Here is a 20,100-nt window from a genome sequence, read left to right as displayed (position 1 = left end):
CTCACGCCGGATCCAGGGCGACCAGTGGCTGGTCGTACTCCACCGGCTGTCCGTCGGCCACCAGGACCTCGGCGACCCGGCCGGGCCGATCCGCGACGATCTCGTTCATCAGCTTCATCGCCTCGACGATGCCGACGACCTGCCCGGGCCGGACCAGGTCGCCGACGGCCACGAAGGGGGCCGCACCCGGCTGCGGCGACCGGTAGAAGGTGCCGACCATCGGCGAGTGGACGCTCATGCGGGTCGCGGGGATCGCCGCCGACGGGGCCGCGGACGGTTCGACCGCCGTCGTGAGCGGAGGCGCTGGTGCCGTACGAGGGCGGACCGCGGGTGCGGCCATGCCGGAATCGGTGGGGCCGGCCGGTACTCCCGAGCCGACCGGCCGATCCCACTCCACCTCCAGCTCGGCGTCGCCGAGGCGCAGCCGCAGCCGGCGCACCGGGTCGGCCAGTTCGACGATGACCTGCTGGGCGTGTCGGCGCAGTTCGGCCAGGGCGGCGTCGGCCGTCGGAAGCCGGGCGGGTTCCGGGGCGGCGGCGGCCGTGGGCACCGCGCTCATCGGGCACCCGCCCGGGTACCGGCACGGTCGGCGCCGAAGCGCCGGAAGCGCCGTCGGCGTCGTTGGACGAGAGTCACCGCCGGGACCTCCAGCAGCGGCAGCAGGTTCGCCAGCAGCGCCTGCCGGACGGTTCGCGCCGTCGCCTCGGGGTCGTCGGCGGCGGAGCCGTCCGGCTCGGGAACGACCTCGTCGACGATCCCGAGCCGGCACAGATCCGGCGCGGTCAACCGCAGGGCCCGGGCCGCCTGCGGAGCGGCGGTACGACCGGGCCAGAGGATCGCGGCGCAACCCTCCGGGCTGATCACCGAGTAGACCGCGTGCTGAAGCATCAGGACCCGGTCGGCCACCGCCAGGGCGAGGGCGCCGCCGCTGCCCCCCTCGCCGGTCACCAGGGTCACCACCGGTGTGGGCAGCGCGCTGAGGGTCAGGATGTTCTCCGCGATCGCCGCCGCCTGACCGTGCTCCTCCGCCTCGACGCCCGGATCGGCCCCCGGAGTGTCGACCAGGGTCACCACGGGTAGTCCGAGTCGGGCCGCCAGCCGCATCAGCCGCAACGCCTTGCGATGGCCCGCCGGGGTGGCCATGCCGAAGTTGCGGGCGGCCAGTTCGGCAGTGGTGTGTCCCTTCTGGTGGCCGATCACCATCAGGTGCCGGCCGTCGAGCCGCGCCAACCCACCGACCACCGCCGGGCAGTCGCCGCCGAGCCGGTCGCCGTGCAGCTCGGTGAAGCCGTCGAAGGTGGTCTCCAGGTAGTCAAGGGTGGTGGGGCGGCCGGGGTGCCGGGCCAGGCGTACCGTCTCCCAGGCGTCGCAAACCGGCGTCCGAGACGTCGGGAGCGGGCGGGCCACCTCGGGTGGCGGGGCGGTTGCGCCGGGCCGGTTCGTGGCCCGGCGGCCGGTGGCGGCGAGCAGGGTGGCCAGTCGGGCACGCAGCGCGTGCCGGGGCACCACCATGTCGACCTGGCCGTGTCGCAGCAGGAACTCGGCGGTCTGGAAGCCCTCCGGGAGCTTGCGTCCGGTCACCTGGCGGATCACCCGGGGGCCGGCGAAGCCCATCCGGGCGCCGCTCTCGGCGAGTACCAGGTCGGCGCTGGTGGCGAAGGAGGCCGCCACTCCGCCGTAGGTGGGATCGGTCAGCACGCTGATGGTGGGCAGCCCGACCTCGCGCAGCGCGGCCATCGCCTGGCTGACCGTGGCCATCTGCATCAGCGACAGCGCGCCCTCCTGCATCCGGGCGCCGCCGGAGGCGGTGACCAGGACCAGTGGCACGGCCAACTCCAACGCCTGCTCGGCGGTACGGGTGATCAGCTCGCCGACGGCACAGCCGAGGCTGCCGCCGAGAAATCGGAAGTCCATCACCGCGAGCGCACAGCGCGACCCGCCGATCGTGGCGGTGCCGCAGAGCACCGCCTCCGGCAGGCCGGTATCGGCGCGGGCGGCGGCGAGCCGGTGCGGGTACGGCAGGACGTCGACGAAGCCGATCGGGTCCACCTCGGCCGGCCGGTCCGGCAGCGGCCGGAACGATCCCGGGTCGACCAGTTGGCTGACCCGCTCGGGTGCGGCGAGTCGGGCGTGCAGCCCGCACTCGGGGCAGACGTCCAGATTGCGGCGCAGCCGCTTGCGGTAGAGCAGGGCGGCACAGCCGCCGCACCGGGACCACAGGGACTCGCCCGAGGGCGCGGTGGCGGTCACGGCCGACGCCCGTCGAAACGGTAGAAGCAGCGTGCCATGGCGTCCCGGGGCGAGCGCCAGTCCGGCCGGTACGGCGAGATGTAGGAGCTCAACCGGCTGCTGACCCGGACGAACTCCGGGTGCTCCCGCACGGCCTCCACGGCACCGTCGCCGGCCGACTCGGTTTCGATGAGATGCACGTACAGGTCGTGCAGGCGGTACAGCGAGCGATGCCGGACCCCCACCAGGCGGGGCAGTTCGGTCGTGTCGGACCCGGCGAAGATCTCGGCGACCGCCGACTCGGCGGTCGGGACCACCTTCGCGACGATCAGCGTTCGGTCCATGCTGGTCCTCCCCCGGTGAGGCTGTGGGACACCACCGGGTGTGCCCGGACGGCTGCCGCCACGATGCGCAGCACCGCGTCACCCAGGCGTCACAGAAACCCCCGAGATGAATGGCAACCGGTGACGCTGAGTTGACGTAAGCTGTGGTTCAGCTGAGCGGCGACGGCTGCCATGATCGGCGCGATTGACCAGTTCAGAGGCGGTTTCACACAAGCCGTTGAGTTGCGTTGCCGACAACATCGTTGACTCAGAGTAATTGCGATTGATAATCTTCACGACGGTCGTACCCGGCACCGCACCACCCGTGCGACGGCCCGACGAGTCGACAGTGGCGTCACGGCGGCCACGCCGGGACCCGACCGAGACCCGCAACCGACGCGTTCCGCAGGGGGTGCCGCCGTGGCCGCCGTTTCGCCCACGCCCACCACCGGCCAGCCCCACGACGCCGACATCCGGCTGCATCTGCTCGGCGGCTTCCGCCTGACCCACGGCGACAGCCCGGTGGTGGTGCCCCGCGGCCTGCAACGGATCATCGCGCTGATCGGGCTGCGACCCGGGGCCACCCGCACCCACCTCGCCGGTCTGCTCTGGCCGGAAGCCACCGAGGAACGGGCGCTGTCGTCACTGCGGACCGCAATGTGGCGACTGCGTCAGGATCCGTACTGCCCGCTGAGCACCGCCGCCGACACCGTCCGCCTCGACCCGCTGGTCCGGGTCGATGTCGACCTGCTCGTCGACACGGCCGGCCGGGTACGCGACGGCCACCCACCGGGCGACGCCCCGGAGGCCCTCGCCGCCGGCCGGCACGACCTGCTGCCCGGCTGGTACGACGACTGGGTGCTGGCCGACCGGGAACGGCTGCGCCAGCTCCGACTGCACATGCTGGAACAGGTCGCCGGCCAGCACCTGGCTGCCGGGCGGCACGGCGAGGCGCTGGAGGCGGCGCTGGAGGCGATGGCCGCCGAGCCGTTGCGCGAGACGCCGCACCGGCTGGTCGTGCGCATTCACCTCGCCGAGGGCAATGCCTTCGAGGCGGTGCACGCCTACTACGTCTACCGGGACCTGCTGCTGCGGGAACTGCGCCTGGAGCCGTCGCCGGCGATGAGCGCGCTGCTCGCGGAGACCCTCGACCCCATCCGGCGCGCCAGCCGGCCGAACAGCGGACCCCGCCGGCACCTGGTCACCCGCAACGCCGCCCCAGGCCCGTTGACGATGCGTCACCGCACCGATCCCGGACGTTGACGGGCAGGTGACTGCGCGGGCGACAGGGTGGGACGACAGCGGCCCGGCACCCGGTGTCCATCCGGGCCGAACCACCGGTGAGAGGGATCCGATGAGCCGTCTAGTGATCGTCAGCAGAGTCATCCCGGGCGCGGAGGGTCGCGTGGCGCAGATCTTCGCCGAGTCCGACGAGACCGAACTGCCCAGCCTGACCGGGGTCCGCCACCGGTCCCTGTACTGCCTGCACGACCTGTGCGTACACCTCATGGAGACCGACGACGTCGGCGCGGACGCCCTCGCGGCGGCCCGCAACCATCCGTTGTACCAGCAGGTCAACGAGCGGTTGTCCGCACACACCTCGCCGTACCTGCCCACCTGGCGCTCGCCCCGCGACGCGATCGCCAACTGCTTCTACCGCTGGGACGCCGCGGACGTTCCGGCACCGCGTGTGGCCGGCTGACCGGGCGGAAGCATGACGACCCGAGCACCGCACGTCCTGGTCATCGGCGCTGGCACCGGCGGCCTCTGCCTGGCCCACGGGCTGCGCCGGGCCGGAATCGGCGTGGCGGTCTACGAACGACACCGGGCCAGGGGCGAGGGACTGCTCGGCTATCGGGTGGGCATCGGTCCCACCGGCAGTCGGGCCCTGCGTGACTGCCTACCGCCGGAGCTGTTCGAGATCTACCTGGCCACCTGCGCCCGCTCGCCCCGCTACTTCAACGTGCTCAGCGAGAAGCTGCGCCACACCGCGTCATTTCCGCTGCGACCGGACACCCATCCGGTCGACACGGAACGGTCCGTGGCCCGGATGACGCTGCGCCAGGTGCTGCTGACCGGATTGGCGGACGTGGTGCACTTCGACCGCACCTTCACCCGGTACGAGCAGCACGACGACGGCACGGTCACCGCCCACTTCGCCGACGGTGGCACCGCCACCGGCGACCTGCTCGTGGCGGCGGACGGCACGCACTCGGCGGTCCGCCGCCAGTACCTGCCGCACGCGGTCATCCGGGACGCCGGCACGGTCAACATCGCCACCCGGGTACCACTCACCGCGCACACCCGGTCCCTACTGCCGGAGAGCGTGCAGCGGGGCATCTCGCTGATCTTCGGCACCGGCGGGGTGATGGGCGTACTGCACGTGATGGAGTTCAAGTGGGACCGCGACGGCCGCCTGAAACCGGAGACCAGCTCGGCGGACGCGAAACTGCTCACCGACTGGCCCGGGCTGCGACACGACCCGACCCGCGACAACATCAACCTGGTGGTGTGGAGCACGGCCCGCCGCTTCCCGTCCGACGTGCTGCGTCGCCGGGGCAGAGAGCTGATCGAGGTGGCCCTGGAGCTGACCGCCAACTGGCACCCTCACCTGCGAGAGCTGCTCAGCCTGGCGGACCCGGAGAGCGCCCTGCCGATCCGGGTGTCCACCTCGGAACCGGTGCCGCCCTGGAAGAGCAGCACCGTCACCCTGCTCGGTGACGCGATCCACACCATGACGCCGGGGCGCGGCGTGGGGGCCAACACCGCACTGCGCGACGCGAACCTGCTGCGGCGGCAGCTGATCCTCGCCGCCGCTGGCGACAAGAACCTGGTGCAGGCGGTGGCCGACTACGAGGCGGCGATGGTGCCGTACGGCTTCGCCCGGGTCGCCGACTCGCTGGGGCGCAGCGGCACCAACGGTGACGATCGCATGTACCAGCCGGTGTTCGGACGGCTCGCGCTGCTCGGTGCCCGTGGCTACTTCCGGGTCACCAGCCGGGTTCCCCGGTTACGGCGCAAGTTCATCGACGACTTCTACACCTACCGAGGTGAGCAGGACTGATTCTCATCGTGACCCCGGCACCCGACCCGGTGCCGGGGTCACGATATGTCCGCACCCGGCGACCACCGTACCGTCCGTCCCGTACCGGACACCTGCCGTAGCCTCCGCCGGTCCGGTACGGACTGTTACCTGACCTGCCTGTCGTCCCGGCCGCGCGTGTGCGAAGCTGCGGCGAGTTTTTCTCGCGACGATCCGGACGTGAACCTCAGGGAGGGTTACCGTGGGCGAGTCCTTCGGGAGCTGGCTGATACTGCTCGTGGCGCTGCTGGCGGGGCTGGCGGTGGGCTGGGTACTGCTGCGCGGTCGGCGGGCGGAACCACCCGCTGCGGCGGGCACCGAAACCACTAATTCGGCGCGGCCCGAGCCAACCGAGGCCGAGCCCACCCCGACCGTCGCTGAGCCGATCGGCGGCAGCACCGAGGTGCCGGCGACCGATGCCCCCGCCGAGGTGCCACGGGCCAGCGAACCGCTCACGGGCGACGTCGATCCGACGTCTGTCGACGAGGGACCGACGGCGGACGCGACCGCGCAACCGCGACCGACGGTCGCCACCCCGCCGGTCCGGCCCAAGGACACCACCGAATCCGCAGCGGCGTCCGGCGCAGCCGATCCGGTCGCCACCGAACCGGCCGTCGCCGCCGACCCGATCGCGACCGAACCGGCCGTCGCCGCCGACCCGATCGCGACCGAACCGGCCGTGGTGGCCCATCCGGTGGTGACCGAGCCGACCGGGGCGGTCGATCCGGTCGCGGCGGAACCGGTAGCCGCCCAGACCGACGACTTCCGGCGCATCCAGGGGGTCGGGCCGAAGATGGCGGCGGCGCTGCACGGCGCGGGCATCCGGACCTACCGGCAGTTGGCCGAGCTGGACGAGACCGCGCTGCGGGAGACCGTCAAGAACGCCGGGCTGCGCGCCACCGCCAGCCTGGCCACCTGGCCTCAGCAGGCGAAGGTGCTGGCCGCCCAGGCCGACAGCGAGTCCTGACGACCCCCGGCCGCCGGTCACGGAGCCGCCCTCGCGGGCCCCGCGACCGGCGGCCGCGTCGTACGCCATTCCGGTGACCGACCTCGACCAGGTCACGCTCCGACCGGAACCGCCGTTACGGTCGGTACGCCGGCCGAGCCGGCACGCCGCACTGTCGCCGGCTGCCGGGAGTCATCCGTGCCGTTCGCCCAGCAACAGCCCGACAACCCACGGCGACCTCCCACCCGCAGCTCCACCACGACCCGCCGGGTCACCCTCCTGGAACTGTTCTTCGACCTGGTCTACGTCGTCGCGCTGGCGCTCATCTCGCGCGGGCTGGCCGAGGAGATCAACTGGCACCAGGCCGGCCAGGCGCTGATCCTGCTGGGCGCGGTGTGGTGGACCTGGACGATCACCAGCCTGGTCACCGACCTGTACGACCCGGAGCGCACCGAGATCAAGGCCCTGGTGCTCGCCGTGATGTTCGGGGTGCTGCTGATGGCCAGCGCGATCCCCAAGGCGTTCGGCGATCGGGGGCTCACCTTCGCCGGTGCGTACGTCGCCATCCACCTCGGACGCGGGTTGTTCATCATTCCAGCGGTTCGCAACGACCCGCAGGTCCAACGACGGGCGGCCAGGATCTTCTGCTGGTTCACGCTGTCGGCGGTGCCGTGGATCGGCGGCGCGTTCGTCTCCGAGGATGCGCGAATGGTGCTGTGGCTGCTCGCCCTCGGCATCGACTACCTCGGGCTGCGGCTGTCCTACCCGGTACCCGGGCTGGGCAGCGTCCCCGCTGCGCTGTTCAAATTGACCGCCGAGCACCTGGCCGAGCGGTATCAGCAGTTCTACACCATCGCCCTGGGCGACGCGATCCTCGTCATCGGCATCGCCTACACCACGAACCACTCGGAGTTCGAGGACGCCATGGCGCTGCTGCTGGCCTTCGCCACCACCCTGCTGCTCTGGCGGATCTACGTGCACAAGGCCGGGGAGCTGCTGCCCGTCGCCATCAAGGCCACGAGGAGGCCGATCCGCTTCCTGAACACCTCCCCGTACACCCACCTGTTGATGGTCGCCGGGGTCGTCGCCACGGCGGCCGGTTTCGAGCTGGTGCTGCACACCTACACCCTGCCCGCGCGTACCCCGCCCGAATGGGCATCGATCATGCTCGGCGGCCCGGCGCTGTTCCTGGTCGGCCGGGCCCTCTTCGAACGCGAGGTGTTCAACCGGGTGTCGTGGTCCCGGCTCGGCGGCGTGGTGGCGCTGCTGGCCGCGGTGCCCGCGGTGCTGTTCCTGCCGGCGCTCAGTGCCGCGCTGGCCGCGCTACTGGTGCTCGCCGGGGTAGCGCTGGCCGACCTCCGCCACACCCGCAACCGTCCGCCTGAGGCACCCATGCCGCCGTAGGTCACGCCGGCCTCCGTTAGCCACTCGGCGCGTCTGGGTACAAGGCCCAAACCTTGCAACTCAACCCCCGAATCTGTGGAGGAAGCCATGCGTGGCACGTCGATATTCGGAGTCCTCGTGGTGATCTGGCTCGTCATCGGCGCCATCGCCGCCGGCCAGCGCGGCTACTACAGCGACGAGGAAGCCAACTGCGCCGAGGTCGGCACGATCCTGGTGACCATCGCCGCCGGGCCGTTGAACTACGTCGGCGCCAACCCGAAGATCGACTGCGAACTGCCCCAGCCCTCTCAGTGAGCCCGGTGACGCACGACCAAGGCCCGTGCCGGCTTCGGACACGGGCCTTGGTCGTCGGCGCGGATACCCGGCCGTACGTCCGGCTCAGCGGAAGCAGTGCGCCACCGGCACCTTGCTGCCCGCGCAGTTGGTCGGATTGTTCTCGATGACGACGCTGTCGTCATCGATCTTGACCTGGGCCCGCTCGGCCTGAATCCCGCCCGCCTTCACCGTGGACTGGTTGCCGGTCACGTGGCTGCGGTAGAGCGAGGTCGAGCCCGCCGTCACGAACAGCCCCGCTCCCTGCGACCGCTTGCCGACCGCGGCGTTTTCCTTGACGTCGCTGCCCCGCACGAGCAGGTTCGACCTCTCGGTGTGGATGCCACCGCCATTGCCGCGCGTGGTGTTCTCGCTGACCACGCTGTCGTCCAGTGGCAGCAGGCCCTGGAAGGTGGAGATGCCGCCGCCCTTGACGGTGGCGACGTTGCCGTGGACCGTCAGCTGCCGCAGCACCAGCACCGCGTCGGAGTTGGCCAGGCCACCGCCGATCTCGGCGCTGTTCTGCGCCACCAGCGTGTCGAAGACCTTGGTACGGGCGGAGAAGCTGGCCAGGCCGCCGCCCTGACCGGCGTTGTTCTGCACGAAGGTGGAGGAGTAGACGTCACCCGCGGCCCGGAAGTTGGCCAGGCCACCGCCGTAGCTGACCGCGCTGTTGTGCCGGAACTCGGTGCGGTGCATGGTCATGACGCCGCCGTTGAGCAGGCCCCCGCCCTTGCCCTGGGTGCCGGCGGCCCGGTTGCCGATCAGTTTGCTGTCGCTGATCTGGAGGTTGCCGTCGTTGAAGATGCCACCGCCACCGCCCTCCGCCGACAGCGAGGTGCTGCCGACGACGGTGACCCCTTCGACGACCGCCGTGGCACCGTGCACGACGTGGATGCTGCCACCCTCCGCCGCCGAGCGGCCGTTGCGCAGGGTGACGTCCCGGAGGGTCAGTTCGCCGCCGTCGCGGACGGTGAAGAAGCGGAAGTCGGGGGTGTTCACCCCACGGGCGATGGTCGCGCCGGAGCCCTCGATGGTGATCCCATGGTAGATCACCGGCAGGCCGGCTTTGTCGTCGGCGGGGTTGCGCGGTGGCGCCTCGGCGTCACCGGGGTTCTCGGCGGCGTCCGCGGCCTCCCGCGCGTCGCGGATGCCGCCGTCGTATTCGTCGGGCTGCTGGAACGCATGGGTCAACGTGTAGGTGCACTTCTCCGCCAGTCGCAGGGTGGCACCGCCCTCGGCGTTCGCCCGCACCAGCGCCGCGATGAGCCGGGCGGAATCGCAGGGCACGGGCACCACCGTGCCGTCCGGTGCGCGTCCGTGGTGACCGCTCGACCGGCCGGTCGCACCGCCCCGGTCGGGCTGGGTAGCGTCCGCGTCGTGTCGCCACTCCGGCCGTTGCCGGTCCTGCCCCCGGCGTTGCGGCGTCTCGTCGGCTCCGGGTACGTCATCCTGAAACATCGCGGCGGGCTGGCCCGGTTTCGGTGCCGCCGGGTCACGGTCGGCGGCCGAGGCGGTGACGGCGGTCAGGCCCGCCGCTCCGGCCACCAGGCTGCCCGCCACCAGGCCACCGGCCAGCAACCACCGGGACCGCCGACCGGGTCGGGTGGACCCACGGCTCCCTTGGTACGTGGACATCAGCGCTCCTGCCTCTCGTGCATGCGCAAACACGGCCGCACCGAATCGGGCGCGGGGTGACTGACATCGCCTCAGCCACCAGAGGCCACCGTACGGCGACACATGACGCAAATCAGGCATAAGTGAATGAGTAAGCCATTCGGCTTCACATGTGCCCGGAGCCGGCACCGAGGACATCGGTGGCGTCGCTCAACCCCCGACGTGGATGCCGGGACGGCGGGCGGGATCCGGCTCGGACTTGCGCAGAATCTCGCGTACCACCGGCGGGGTGTCCCCCCGCCCGAGAATGAGGTAGCGCAGCAGGTGAGCGATCGGGTTCCCCTCCGACCACTCGAAGTGTGCGTGCGGGCGTACGCCGGTGGCGTCCCGCAGCGCCAGTAGGATCGCCGCGATGGCGTTCGGTGCCGCCGGGCTGCTGGCCCGCAGCACCCGGTAGCCCCCCACCTCGACGCCGCACACCCGCAGCACGTGACGGAACCCGGACGGATCCACCACGTCGATCTCCAGGAAGAGCACGTCGGTCGCCCCCGGCACCGGGTTCAGGCCACGCTGCGCGCGCTCCTTGATGGTGTACTCCTTGATCGCCCCGCTGCGCCGCTTGTGGGCGATCACGTGCAGCCGCCCGTCATGGGCCACCGAGTCGGCGATGAACCGCCGCGCCGTCTCGTCGAACTCGACCCGCTCCGCCCGCAGTTCGGTGGTGCGGGACACCCGGGACACCAGCGAGACGGCGATGATGCCGAGGATGAACAGTCCGGAGATGGCGATCCCGTCCGGCTTCTCGATCACGTTCTCGACCAGCGCGTACAGCAGCACCAGGGTGAGCACCGTGAAGCCGGCGGCGACGCCGCGTTGCCGGCGGCCGGCGGCGGCGATGGCCACCGCCACGGCCGCCGACACCATCATCGCCAGGATCCCGGTGGCGTACGCCCCTGCCTGCGCGTCGACGTCGGCGCGGAACACGATGGTCAGCACGATGCAGACCAGCGTGTAGACGATCACCACCGGGCGCACCGCGCGCGCCCACTCCGGCGCCATGCCGTAGGAGGGCAGGTAGCGCGGCACGATGTTGATCAGCCCGGCCATCGCCGACGCACCGGCGAACCAGAGGATAAGCACGCTGCTCACGTCGTAGGCCGTTCCGAACGCCTCGCCCACCTGCTCGTGGGCGAGATAGGCCAGCGCCCGCCCGTTGGCGGCCCCGCCCGGCGCGAACGCCTCGGACGGGATGAGCACCGCGGTGACGAAGGTGGTCGATAGCAGGTAGACCGACATGATGGCCGCGGCGGTGGTGAGCAGCCGCCGGGTGTTGCGGATCCGGGCGGCCAGGCGGGCCGGCGCGTCGGGCCCCTTTCCCGCCACCAGCGGCATCATGCTGACCCCGGTCTCGAACCCGGACAGGCCCAACACCAGCAGCGGAAACGCCAGCGCCGCGGTCAGCGCCACCTGGCCCGGACCACCGCCCGAGGTCAGCGCCGCCGTCCAGTCCCCCAGCGGACGGGGATCGCCGGCCAGTTCGACGAGCGACACCCCCACGATCACCGCGTTCAGGCCGAGGAAGGCGGCCACCAGCGGGACGGCCACCGCCACGGCTTCCCGAAAGCCGAGCAGGAACACCGCGCCGAGAATCAGCAGCAGGCCCACGGTCACCCCGACGGCGACGCCGGTGCCGCCGAACCACTCCGGCAGGTACGGGTTCTGCAGCACGTGCACGGTGGCGTCGGCCGAGGAGAGCGTGATCGTGACGATCCACGAGGTGGCGACGAAACCGAGCAGCACCAGCACGAAAATCTTGCCGCGCCAGAACGGCAGCAGGCGTTCCAGCATCGCCACCGACCCCTGGCCATGCGGGCTGTCCCCGGCCACCCGGCGGTACATCGGCAGCATTCCGAACAGGGTCAGTGCCACGATCAGCAGGGTCGCCACGGGCGACAGCGCACCGGCGGCCAGGGCGGCGATGCCGGGAAGGTAGGACAGGGTGGAGAAGTAGTCGACGCCGGTCAGGCACATCACCCGCCACCAGGCGTGCGATCGGGCCTGTCCCTCGGCGGTCTCCGGCCCGACCGGCTGCACCTGGTGGACGAACAGCCACCGACGCAGCCGGCTCTCCGATCTCGCCGGGCCGGTCGGGACGGCCACCCGTTCGGGCACGGTGACCCGCCGCCCCGCCCGCTCCCCCTTGCGTGTCGGATCCCGCGCGGCACGCAACCCCGGTTCTGGTGCACCGGCCGCCGGACGACGGCGTTCCCGGCCCCGTCGCGCTCTCGTCTGGTCCCCCATGTCCCGCCTCACCGTTGTCGAACAGACCGTGGGTGGTGGTTCGGTCCGCTACCGGTCAGCCGCCGTCCGGAGCGGTGAGCGCCCGGGCCAGGTCGGCGGGGTCGGTCACGGTGACCGTCATCCCGGGATGCCGGGGCCACCGGCCGGGCAGCAGGGCGGGCACCGGTCGCACGAATCGGACGCAGAGCCCGGCGGTCGTGGTGGTGCCGAACGTGACGCCGGTGTCGGTGCCGGACAGGTGCGGGCCGACCACCCGCCACCAGCGGTACGGGCCGCCGATCTCCACACCGGCGACGTTCTCCCGCCCGGTACGCAGCTGCCAGGGGCCGAACCGGACCAGCAGTTGGGCGGAGTCCACCCGCACCCAGGCGGTGCCGGGCCGGACACCGATCAGCGCCAGCAGCCAGCGGAACCGCGACTCGAAGCGGAACTGGAAAACCTCGACCGTCATCCCCGGGCTCCGCGGCCGACGCGGTCTCCCGGCCGCGCTGGGCGGGGTGGGGCGGCGGGGCGCGGTCGCGGCCGGGCGGCAGGACGGTGCCGGGACACAGCGGTCATTGTCGCGGCGTACCCCGCAGGGGCCGGCCGACACCCCCCGGGCCGGCCGGCCCCTGTTTCCCCCCGTGGTCCCCCGCGTTCCCGTGGTCCCCCCGTGCTTCCCCCGTGGTCCCCCCGTGCTCCCCCCTGGTCCCCCCGTGACCACCTCCGGACGTCGCTCGTCCGGATCTCGGGCCGGATGCCCCCGCGCCCCTCAGCCGGACGAGGCGCGGGGACCCCCCGTCCCGGTTACTGCAGGAACGCCCCGAGGGGCGACAGCAGCAACCGACCGAGCGCGGCGGCCGTGTCGTCGAGCCGCCTGCGCTCGCGCTCGTGCTGGTGCGGGTCGTGCCGGCACCGCCAGATCCGCTGCGCGTTGCGCCAGGCGACATCGCGCGTGTAGTGGATCAGCTCGCCCTGATACCAGTCGTCGATCTCGCCGTTGAGCATGTCGATGAGCAGTTGCCACTGCTCGAGGTACCCCCGGCGCAGGCCGGGGATCTTGTCGGCGAAGATCTTGTTGATCTCCAGATAGTCACGGTGCTGGTCGCTGCCGTCGACCGGTTCGGACTCCAGGTGGTCGAAGGTGGTGACGAGCGCGAACGGCAGGTCGAAGTTGATGTGCGCGTTGACGCCGGCCGCCGCCGAGGGCAACGGCCGGGCGTCCGGACCGCGCATCCGCTCGAACAGACACGCCCAGGCCCGGGGCGTGCTCGGGCTGGCGTCGCTCCACATCCGCAACGCGTCGAAATAGCGGGCCGCGAACTCGACGTCCAGCCGGGACAGGAAGACCGGGTCGACGAACCGATCGGCGTACAGCCCGTCCAGGACGCTGGAGGTGATGGTGAGGTACAGCTTGTTGAAGTCCGCCAGCGGGCAGCTGTCCAGCAGCGGAGGCAACCGGACCAGCATGTCCTGCAGCTTGGTCAGATGGTCGACGACGGCGGGCACGTCGGTCGGATGATCGGCCAGCAGGTCGACGATGTCCCGGTGCACCGGCCCCCACGCCGGCTCACCACACCCACCGCGCTCGCTCATGTCCCCTCCAGGCTGCTCGCCGGCGTCGTCGTGCCCGTTGCGACGCCGGGCTCAGCCTTTCAGGCGTCCGCCGCGCGGACATCAGTAGAACGACGTATCCGACACCTACGCCCGACTACGCAGGAAGATGGCGCTCGCCTGCACCCGGGTACGTACCTGGAGTTTGTCGAAGATGTGGGACACGTGGACGCCGATGGTCCGCTCGCTGATGAACAGCCGCTGGCCGATCTCCTTGTTGGTGAGCCCTTCGGCCACCGCGGCCAGCACCTCACGCTCCCGCGCGGTCAGGGCGGCCAACTCCTCACCGACCGACCCGCCGGACGTCGCGGACTCGGCCGCGCCGCGCTCCTCCAACGCGACCCGGGCCCGCCCGGCGAGCGTACGGATCTCGTCGGTCAACGGCACCGCGCCCAGCGTCTGCGCCATCTGGTACGCCCGGCGCAGCAGCTTCCCGGCGGTGGCGGCCTTGCGGCGGCTGGCCAGCAGCGCCTCGGCCTGCCGCAGGCGGGAGTACGCCGCCGGGTACGGGTGGTTGCGGTGGTCCCACTCGGCCGCCGCCCGCGCCCAGAGCTCTGGATCGGCCCCGTCGAGCCGGCTCACCTCGGCGGCGCACAGCGCCAGGTAGCCGTCGATCACATAGCGCACCGGCCGGGCCGCCCGCTCGCTGCGCACCGCCACCCGGTCGGCGATTTCACGCAGCCGGCGTACCGCGTTGTCGTCGACGGCCACGGCGCGGCTGGCGTGCGCCTCCGCCTCGGCGCGCAGCCCGTGCCAGACCAGCACCGCGAGAATGACCAGGTCGTCGGAGCGGGTCTCGGTCAGACCCCGCTGCACCGCGTGCCGGGCCACATCGTGCCGCCCCTGCCACATGGCCAGCCCGGCGCGCAGGGTGAGCAACGGGATCACGTGCCGGGCGCCACCGCCGGCCAGGATGGTCGCCACGGCGTCCAGATCCCGGTCGGCCGCCTCGACGTCGCCGTAACCGACCGACAGCCGGCAACGGGCCAGCAGCAGCTCGACGGCGTCCGCGCCGGAGGGACGGTGCCGCAGAGCCGAGGCGACCACCTTCTCCGCTTCGGCCCACTGTCCTACCCGGAACAGTCCATTTGTGGCGATGGCCAGCAGCCGGGTCTCGTAGGACCGACCCAGCCCCAGCTCGGCAACCCGTTCGGCACCCCGCCGGGCGACCACCACCCCCTCCTCAAGGATGTTCAGCGGCCCGGTCAGTAGCTCGGCCAGGTGCAGGTAGGCCAAGGCGACGTCCTCCGGACGACCGGCCCGCTCGGCGGTGGCCAGCGCCCGCCGCAGCACCGCCAGGCCCGCGTCCGGATCCTGGCGGTACGCCTCGGAGAAGCCCAGCGCCGCGCTGGCCAGCACCACCTCGGTGGTCGCCCCGTCCACCTGCTCGGCCAGGGCCAGCGCCTCCCGCGCCCGCTGGCCCGCTTCGGCGTACCGGCCGAGTTGCAGCAGCAGCTCCGCCAGCCGGGCGGCGGCGGTGGCCCGCTGCCCGGGTGTGCAGTCGGCGACGGCGAGCGCCTGCTCGTACTCCGCCTCGGCCAACGCGGAACGGCCGGCGGCGGCCAGGTAACGGGCCCGCCGGATGTGCAGGTCGCAGGCCGGAAGGTCGGTATCGGCGCCCGCCAGTTCCTCGAGCAGGGTCAACGCGCGGGCGTACTCACCACAGTGGTGGGCCGCCTCGGCCGCCCGCCCGAGCAGCGTGGCCCGGTCGACACCCGGCAGCCCTTCGGCCGACTGCACCGCCACCGACCAGTGCCGATGCGCCTCGGCGTAGCCGTACAGCCGCTCCGCCTCCTCGGCGGCGGCCACCGCCGCCGGCAGCGCCCGCTCCGGCTCACCGGCCAGCCGCCAGTGATGGGCCAACCGGGCCTGGTGCAACTCCGCCGGTGCCGAGGTCAACGCCTCCGCGTAGCGGCGGTGCAGCAGTGCCCGCTCGGCGGGGAGCAACTCATCCTCCAGCACCTCGGCGACGAGCCGGTGACGTAGCCGATAGCCGTCGGCCGAGCCGACCAGCAGCCGATGGGACACCGCTGCCCGGACCGCGTCGAGCAGCTCGTGCTCCGGCAGCCCGACCACCCGGGCGAGCAGCCAGTGTTCCACCGGTTCCACTCCGGCGGCGACGGCGTGCACGGCACGGTGAGCCGGTCGGGGCAGCGCGTCCACCCGGGCCAGAAAGACCTCGCGGAGGGTGTCGGAGAGCCCGTCGCGCCCGTCGCGCAGCTCCCGGGAGAGCTCCTCGACGACAAAGGGATTGCCACCGCTGCGTCGCCACAGTTGCTCGGCCGCCTCCGGCGTCGGTGGTCGACGCATCACGGCGGTGGCCAACTCCTCGGTGCCGGGCCGATCCAGCGGGGCCAGGTCGAGCACCCGCACCGAGCGCAACCGGCGCAGCTCGGTGAGCACCCGACGCAGCGGATGCGCTCCCTGCAACGACTCCGACCGCACCGCCGCCAGCACCGACAGTTGCAGGTCACCGAGGCCGGCGAGCAGGTAGAGCAGAAGTTGGCGGGTCGTCCGGTCGACCCACTGGAGGTCGTCGAGCACCAGCACCAGCGGGCGGCCACCGGCGATCACGTGCAGCCCACGGGACACCCGCTCCAGCAACGCACCCGCGCCGTCCGGACCGGCCCGGTCCTCGGCGAACACCCCGAGCAGCGCGCGGACGGACGCCGCGGCCGGCGGGGCGAGGTCGGCGTCGAGGCGGCGTAGCGCCTGTCGTAGGGGATGCAGCGGCGAGGCGTCGCCGATGTCCAGACAGGACCCGGTGAGCACCAGGGCGCCATCGTGGCCCAACCGATCGCCGACCTCGTGCAGCAGGCGGCTCTTACCCACGCCGCTCTCACCGGTCAGGAACACCGCCGCCGTCTGCCCAGGCGTGACGTCGTCGAGCAGCGCGGATCGTACCGTCGCCATCAGGTCGTCCCGACCCACGAGCGGTGTGGTGTCCACGTCGCTGGCCATGGCTCGCAGCCTAGTCACAGGTCCCGTCCCCGTTCTACAGGTGCCTCGCGTCAGTCCTACTCATCGCGTCGACATTGCGACCAAAGGTTGCGTTCGGCCGACATACGTCGTTCTGCCGATCCGCCGTCAGACCAGCGGTGACAGGCTCCGGACATCGTCGGCGCGTACGGGGGGAGAGGCAGGTGCGATCTCCATGCCCAGTTCTGTTGTCGCTGGTCAGTCACTCGTCGAGCGGGTGCGTTGGCCCGTGGCGGAGGAGCGGCGGACCGTCACGGTCCTCTTCGTCGACATTGTCGGGTCGACCCGGTTGGTCGACCGGCTCGACCCGGAGGACGTCCGCGCCCTGCAACGGGCCTACTTCGGCACCGTCGCCCGGGTGCTGCGGCGGTGGAACGGCGCGGTGGAGAAGTACGTCGGCGACGCCGTGATGGCACTGTTCGGCGCCCGCCGCGCTGACGGGTGGGACGCGTACCGGGCGGTGCGGGCCGGGTTGGAGATCCAGCGGGCGCTGGACGGCCGGCCGCTGGCCTCGGCACCGGGCCTGCGGGTCCGGGTCGGCGTCGCCACCGGTGAGGCCGTGGTCGACCTGGCCGTCGACCACGACGGTGGGCACGGCGTGGCCAGCGGTGCGGTCATCACCCTCGCCGCCCGGTTGCAGGAGCACGCCCCACCCGGCGGGGTGGCGCTCTGCCCGGCCACGCATCGGGCCGTCGTCGGCCTGATCGCCCAGCGCCCGGTCCCGGCGGTGGCCGTCACCGGCAAGGCGCTGCCGGTCGACGTCTGGCACGCCGTCGGCACCGAGCGTCCCCGGCCGCCACGGCACGACGTTCCGCTGCTCGGCCGACGACGGGAGCTGGCCGTGGCCCGGGAGCACCTCGCGGAGGCGGTGCGCGGGCGCGGTGACCGCCGGGTGCTGCTGCTCGGTCCGCCCGGCAGCGGGCGCAGCCGCCTGTTGCGCGAACTCGCGCAGCGCACCCGCACGCTGGGCGGCGTCCCGGTGCGTTGGTGCTCGACGACCTGCCCGCCCTACCCGGAGGGGCCGCTGACGCCCGTCGCGGACCTGGTCCGCGGACTGGCCCAGGCCGGCGACGGCGACGACCCCGAGACGGTACGCCGCCGGCTCGTCGCCGCCCTGACGGGTCTGGTTCCGGCCGACCTGCTGACGCCCGCCCTGGACACGGTCGAGGACCTGCTTGGGGCGACGGTCACGCAGACCGGCACGGTGACGCACTGGCGGGAGGTGCTGCTGAGCCTGGCGCGACGGCAACCGGTAGTGGTCGCCGTCGACGATCTCGATCGTGCCGCACCAGCGCTGCGTCGCCAGTTGGCCGGGCTCGTGGAGCTGGCCGACCAGCGTGACCTCCCACTGGTGCTGGTGGCGACCGGCGCTCAGGAGCCGAGGCTGAACGCTCCCGATCCCGCGACGGCCAGGGTGCGCCTGTCGCCGCTCGACACCGTCACCACCGGCCGGCTCCTGCGCCGACTGCTGCGTCGAGCCGGCCAACCGGCCGACTTGGCGGCCCGGCTGATCCCCGTGACCGGTGGCATCCCCGGGCGGGCCGTGGCCTATGTCCGTACGCTCGCCGGAGGTGACAGCGGGACCCCGCCCGTACCGGAGGGTGTGCGTCGGGTGGTCGAGGCCCGGCTGGATCGTCTCGACGCCGGTGCGCGGGCGGTCCTGACGGCTGCCGCGCTCGCGCCGGGCCGCACCGGGGCGGAGCTGGCCGATGTGCTCGACTGGCCGCGGAGCCGGGCGGCGGCGGAGCTGGCCGCCCTGACCGACGACGGCCTGCTGGCGCTCCGGCCGACCGGCGGATACGACGTCGCCGATCCGGTCCTGCGGCAGGTCGCTGGCGCCCGGCTGCCCCGGGCGGTGCGCACCGTGCTCGCCCGGCGGATCGACCGGGTCATCCCGGCAGCCGGGAGGCCACCGAGCGGGGTGGCCCCGGCCGGCCGGGTCACCTCGACGACCGGGACGAGCGCGAGCCGGGTGGGGCGACGGGCCTGCCCCCTAGTCCCCCGGCCGGCGGCCCGGTCAGCGGTGCTCCATGAAGGCAAGCACCCGATCCCAGGTCAGCCGGGCAGCGCGCGGATCGTGGTCGGCAACGGTCGGGTCGGTGAAGAGGTGACCCGCCCCGGGATAGCGGTGCACCACGAGATCCGCTCCGGCCGCGATCATCTCCCGCTGCCACTGGTCGACCTCGTCCGGCGGGTCGTAGGCGTCCGGGTCGGCCAGGTGCAGGTGCACCCGGAGGCCGGGACGGACCGCCGTGGGGGAGCCTCCGGTGCCGTGCAACAGCAGCAGGCCAGCGGTGTCGGGGCGCTCGGCCAGCAGCGCGCCGGCCACCCCGGCGCCCATCGAGAACCCGGCGAGCACGGTGTCGGGCGGCAGCCCGTCGAGCGCCGCGCGGGCCCGGTCGAGAACCGTCTGCTGGCCGATCCGCTCCAGCAGGTCGAAGCCTGCCGCCACGGAGTCGACGGCGGGCACGCCGTACAGGTCGGGCGTGTGCGCCTGATGGCCGGCGGCGCGCAGCCGGTCGGCGGCCGCCAGCACCGCCGGCCGCAGCCCGTACACGGAGTGGAAGAGCACGACGTGTCCCATCGGGACATCGTGCCCGACGCCCGGGACCAGCACGGGGCGGCGCGCACGGGATCCGTCCCGGACGGCTGGTGGACCCGGACCGGCGGGAGCGGCGGTACCGGGTCCCCGATCAGCGTCCCTGGCCGGCTGTTGGCGCCCGGTCGTGCTTCCCCGGTTCCGGTCCGCCGCCGTCGGCGGAGGCTACCGCCCGCAGGGTCCGGCTCTGGCCACGGAACTCCGCGACCACCTCCCCGCCCTCGCGGCTGACGGTGACGTCGTAGATGCCGCTGCGGCCGTACCGGGTGCGTTCGCTGGCCCGGGCGACCAGCACGTCCCCCTGCCGGGCCGGGCGGACGAAGGTGATGTCGGCACCGGCGGCGACGGTGGCCGGACCGTGGCTGTTGCAGGCCAGCGCGAACGCGGTGTCGGCCAGGAGGAACACGAAACCGCCGTGCGCTATCCGGTGTCCGTTGACCATGCCGTCGGTGATCAGCATCCGGGCCACCGCGCTGCCGTCGGCGGCGCTGATCAGCTCGATGCCGAGCCGGTTCGAGGCCACGTCGGCGTCGAACATCTCGTGCGCGGCGGTGCGCTGGTGGTCCACGCTGCTTCCAGTCCGTTCCGGCCGGGCACCTCGCCCTCGCCACGGGACATCATGGCATCGCCGGTCGGCGGGCGTTCGCGGAGGCCGACCACCGGAGGACGGGCGCGGGTGCCGTGCAGACACGATCGGGCCGAACCGGGTCGTCCC

General features: G+C 72.7%; 15 protein-coding genes and 2 pseudogenes. 7 read left to right on the top strand and 10 right to left on the bottom strand.

Annotated features, from left to right (window positions below; genetic code table 11):
• Nucleotide 1 precedes the first annotated feature (1 nt).
• The 3 genes from accB to O7601_RS18880 are packed head-to-tail and all read right to left on the bottom strand — an operon-like array spanning nt 2 to nt 2,573.
• On the bottom strand, nt 2-559 hold the full coding sequence (gene accB, locus O7601_RS18890; protein ID WP_281562430.1) for an acetyl-CoA carboxylase biotin carboxyl carrier protein: 558 nt from the start codon (nt 557-559) through the stop codon (nt 2-4).
• The gene (locus tag O7601_RS18885) at nt 556-2,250 is read right to left on the bottom strand and encodes an acetyl-CoA carboxylase carboxyltransferase subunit alpha (protein WP_281562429.1); all 1,695 of its coding nucleotides are present in this window, start codon (nt 2,248-2,250) and stop codon (nt 556-558) included. Before O7601_RS18885 ends, accB begins: the two co-directional genes overlap by 4 nt.
• Complete coding sequence (locus O7601_RS18880) at nt 2,247-2,573, bottom strand: TcmI family type II polyketide cyclase (protein WP_281562428.1); 327 nt, start codon at nt 2,571-2,573, stop codon at nt 2,247-2,249. The genes O7601_RS18885 and O7601_RS18880 overlap by 4 nt, the downstream gene beginning before the upstream one ends.
• Nucleotides 2,574-2,972: 399 nt before the next feature.
• Here O7601_RS18880 and O7601_RS18875 point away from each other — a divergent pair, with 399 nt between their 5' ends.
• The 6 genes from O7601_RS18875 (at nt 2,973) to O7601_RS18850 (ending at nt 8,278) form a co-directional block, all read left to right on the top strand.
• Nucleotides 2,973-3,815, top strand: coding sequence for a BTAD domain-containing putative transcriptional regulator (locus O7601_RS18875; RefSeq protein WP_281562427.1), 843 nt, complete (start codon nt 2,973-2,975; stop codon nt 3,813-3,815).
• A 91-nt stretch (nt 3,816-3,906) separates the two neighbouring features.
• Nucleotides 3,907-4,254: a TcmI family type II polyketide cyclase gene (locus O7601_RS18870; protein ID WP_281562426.1), complete on the top strand. Its 348-nt coding sequence runs from the start codon at nt 3,907-3,909 to the stop codon at nt 4,252-4,254.
• A gap of 12 nt (nt 4,255-4,266) precedes the next feature.
• Nucleotides 4,267-5,616, top strand: a complete 1,350-nt coding sequence (locus O7601_RS18865; RefSeq protein ID WP_281562425.1) for an NAD(P)/FAD-dependent oxidoreductase — start codon at nt 4,267-4,269, stop codon at nt 5,614-5,616.
• A 220-nt stretch (nt 5,617-5,836) separates the two neighbouring features.
• On the top strand, nt 5,837-6,601 hold the full coding sequence (locus tag O7601_RS18860) for a helix-hairpin-helix domain-containing protein (protein WP_281562424.1): 765 nt from the start codon (nt 5,837-5,839) through the stop codon (nt 6,599-6,601).
• Nucleotides 6,602-6,778: 177 nt separating this feature from the next.
• Nucleotides 6,779-7,984 (top strand): low temperature requirement protein A, encoded by a 1,206-nt coding sequence (locus O7601_RS18855; RefSeq protein WP_281562423.1) that lies wholly within the window; start codon nt 6,779-6,781, stop codon nt 7,982-7,984.
• A gap of 87 nt (nt 7,985-8,071) precedes the next feature.
• Nucleotides 8,072-8,278 carry a hypothetical protein gene (locus O7601_RS18850; protein WP_281562422.1) on the top strand — a complete coding sequence of 69 codons (207 nt, stop codon included), beginning with the start codon at nt 8,072-8,074 and terminating at the stop codon, nt 8,276-8,278.
• An 84-nt stretch (nt 8,279-8,362) separates the two neighbouring features.
• Here the strand turns inward: O7601_RS18850 and O7601_RS18845 are convergent, their stop codons facing one another.
• The 5 genes from O7601_RS18845 to O7601_RS18825 all read right to left on the bottom strand — a co-directional run bounded on the left by O7601_RS18845 (nt 8,363) and on the right by O7601_RS18825 (nt 16,768).
• Nucleotides 8,363-9,934 carry a hypothetical protein gene (locus tag O7601_RS18845; RefSeq protein WP_281562421.1) on the bottom strand — a complete coding sequence of 524 codons (1,572 nt, stop codon included), beginning with the start codon at nt 9,932-9,934 and terminating at the stop codon, nt 8,363-8,365.
• A gap of 189 nt (nt 9,935-10,123) precedes the next feature.
• Complete coding sequence (locus tag O7601_RS18840; protein WP_281562420.1) at nt 10,124-12,214, bottom strand: amino acid transporter; 2,091 nt, start codon at nt 12,212-12,214, stop codon at nt 10,124-10,126.
• A 55-nt stretch (nt 12,215-12,269) separates the two neighbouring features.
• Nucleotides 12,270-12,665, bottom strand: coding sequence for a hypothetical protein (locus O7601_RS18835; protein ID WP_281562419.1), 396 nt, complete (start codon nt 12,663-12,665; stop codon nt 12,270-12,272).
• 335 nt (nt 12,666-13,000) lie between these two features.
• Nucleotides 13,001-13,789 carry a DUF5995 family protein gene (locus O7601_RS18830; protein ID WP_093402648.1) on the bottom strand — a complete coding sequence of 263 codons (789 nt, stop codon included), beginning with the start codon at nt 13,787-13,789 and terminating at the stop codon, nt 13,001-13,003.
• A 105-nt stretch (nt 13,790-13,894) separates the two neighbouring features.
• Complete coding sequence (locus tag O7601_RS18825; protein ID WP_281562418.1) at nt 13,895-16,768, bottom strand: LuxR family transcriptional regulator; 2,874 nt, start codon at nt 16,766-16,768, stop codon at nt 13,895-13,897.
• On the opposite strand from O7601_RS18825, the pseudogene O7601_RS18820 reads away from it, so the two are divergent.
• A pseudogene (locus O7601_RS18820) lies at nt 16,767-18,086 on the top strand (adenylate/guanylate cyclase domain-containing protein); the annotation flags it as partial. The gene O7601_RS18825 and the pseudogene O7601_RS18820 sit on opposite strands and share 2 nt — an antisense overlap.
• 717 nt (nt 18,087-18,803) lie before the next feature.
• On the opposite strand, the gene O7601_RS18815 reads toward O7601_RS18820, so the two are convergent.
• Together O7601_RS18815 and paaI are read right to left on the bottom strand one after the other, a co-directional pair.
• A complete protein-coding gene (locus tag O7601_RS18815) occupies nt 18,804-19,370 on the bottom strand; it encodes a dienelactone hydrolase family protein (protein ID WP_281566967.1) in 567 nt (188 codons plus the stop codon).
• 190 nt (nt 19,371-19,560) lie between these two features.
• Nucleotides 19,561-19,923, bottom strand: a pseudogene (gene paaI / locus O7601_RS18810) (hydroxyphenylacetyl-CoA thioesterase PaaI); the annotation flags it as partial.
• Nucleotides 19,924-20,100: the final 177 nt, after the last annotated feature.

Source organism: Verrucosispora sp. WMMD573, from assembly GCF_027497175.1.
Lineage (GTDB): Bacteria > Actinomycetota > Actinomycetes > Mycobacteriales > Micromonosporaceae > Micromonospora.
This window is presented reverse-complemented; position numbering and strand designations above follow the sequence as displayed.

Coding starts and splice junctions, on each gene's coding strand:
- O7601_RS18830 (WP_093402648.1), bottom strand. CDS start 13,789: ATGAGCGAGCGCGGTGGGTGTGGTGAGCCGGCGTGGGGGCCGGTGCAC.
- O7601_RS18865 (WP_281562425.1), top strand. CDS start 4,267: ATGACGACCCGAGCACCGCACGTCCTGGTCATCGGCGCTGGCACCGGC.
- O7601_RS18840 (WP_281562420.1), bottom strand. CDS start 12,214: ATGGGGGACCAGACGAGAGCGCGACGGGGCCGGGAACGCCGTCGTCCG.
- O7601_RS18850 (WP_281562422.1), top strand. CDS start 8,072: ATGCGTGGCACGTCGATATTCGGAGTCCTCGTGGTGATCTGGCTCGTC.
- accB (WP_281562430.1), bottom strand. CDS start 559: ATGAGCGCGGTGCCCACGGCCGCCGCCGCCCCGGAACCCGCCCGGCTT.
- O7601_RS18835 (WP_281562419.1), bottom strand. CDS start 12,665: ATGACGGTCGAGGTTTTCCAGTTCCGCTTCGAGTCGCGGTTCCGCTGG.
- O7601_RS18880 (WP_281562428.1), bottom strand. CDS start 2,573: ATGGACCGAACGCTGATCGTCGCGAAGGTGGTCCCGACCGCCGAGTCG.
- O7601_RS18815 (WP_281566967.1), bottom strand. CDS start 19,370: ATGGGACACGTCGTGCTCTTCCACTCCGTGTACGGGCTGCGGCCGGCG.
- O7601_RS18825 (WP_281562418.1), bottom strand. CDS start 16,768: ATGGCCAGCGACGTGGACACCACACCGCTCGTGGGTCGGGACGACCTG.
- O7601_RS18870 (WP_281562426.1), top strand. CDS start 3,907: ATGAGCCGTCTAGTGATCGTCAGCAGAGTCATCCCGGGCGCGGAGGGT.
- O7601_RS18845 (WP_281562421.1), bottom strand. CDS start 9,934: ATGTCCACGTACCAAGGGAGCCGTGGGTCCACCCGACCCGGTCGGCGG.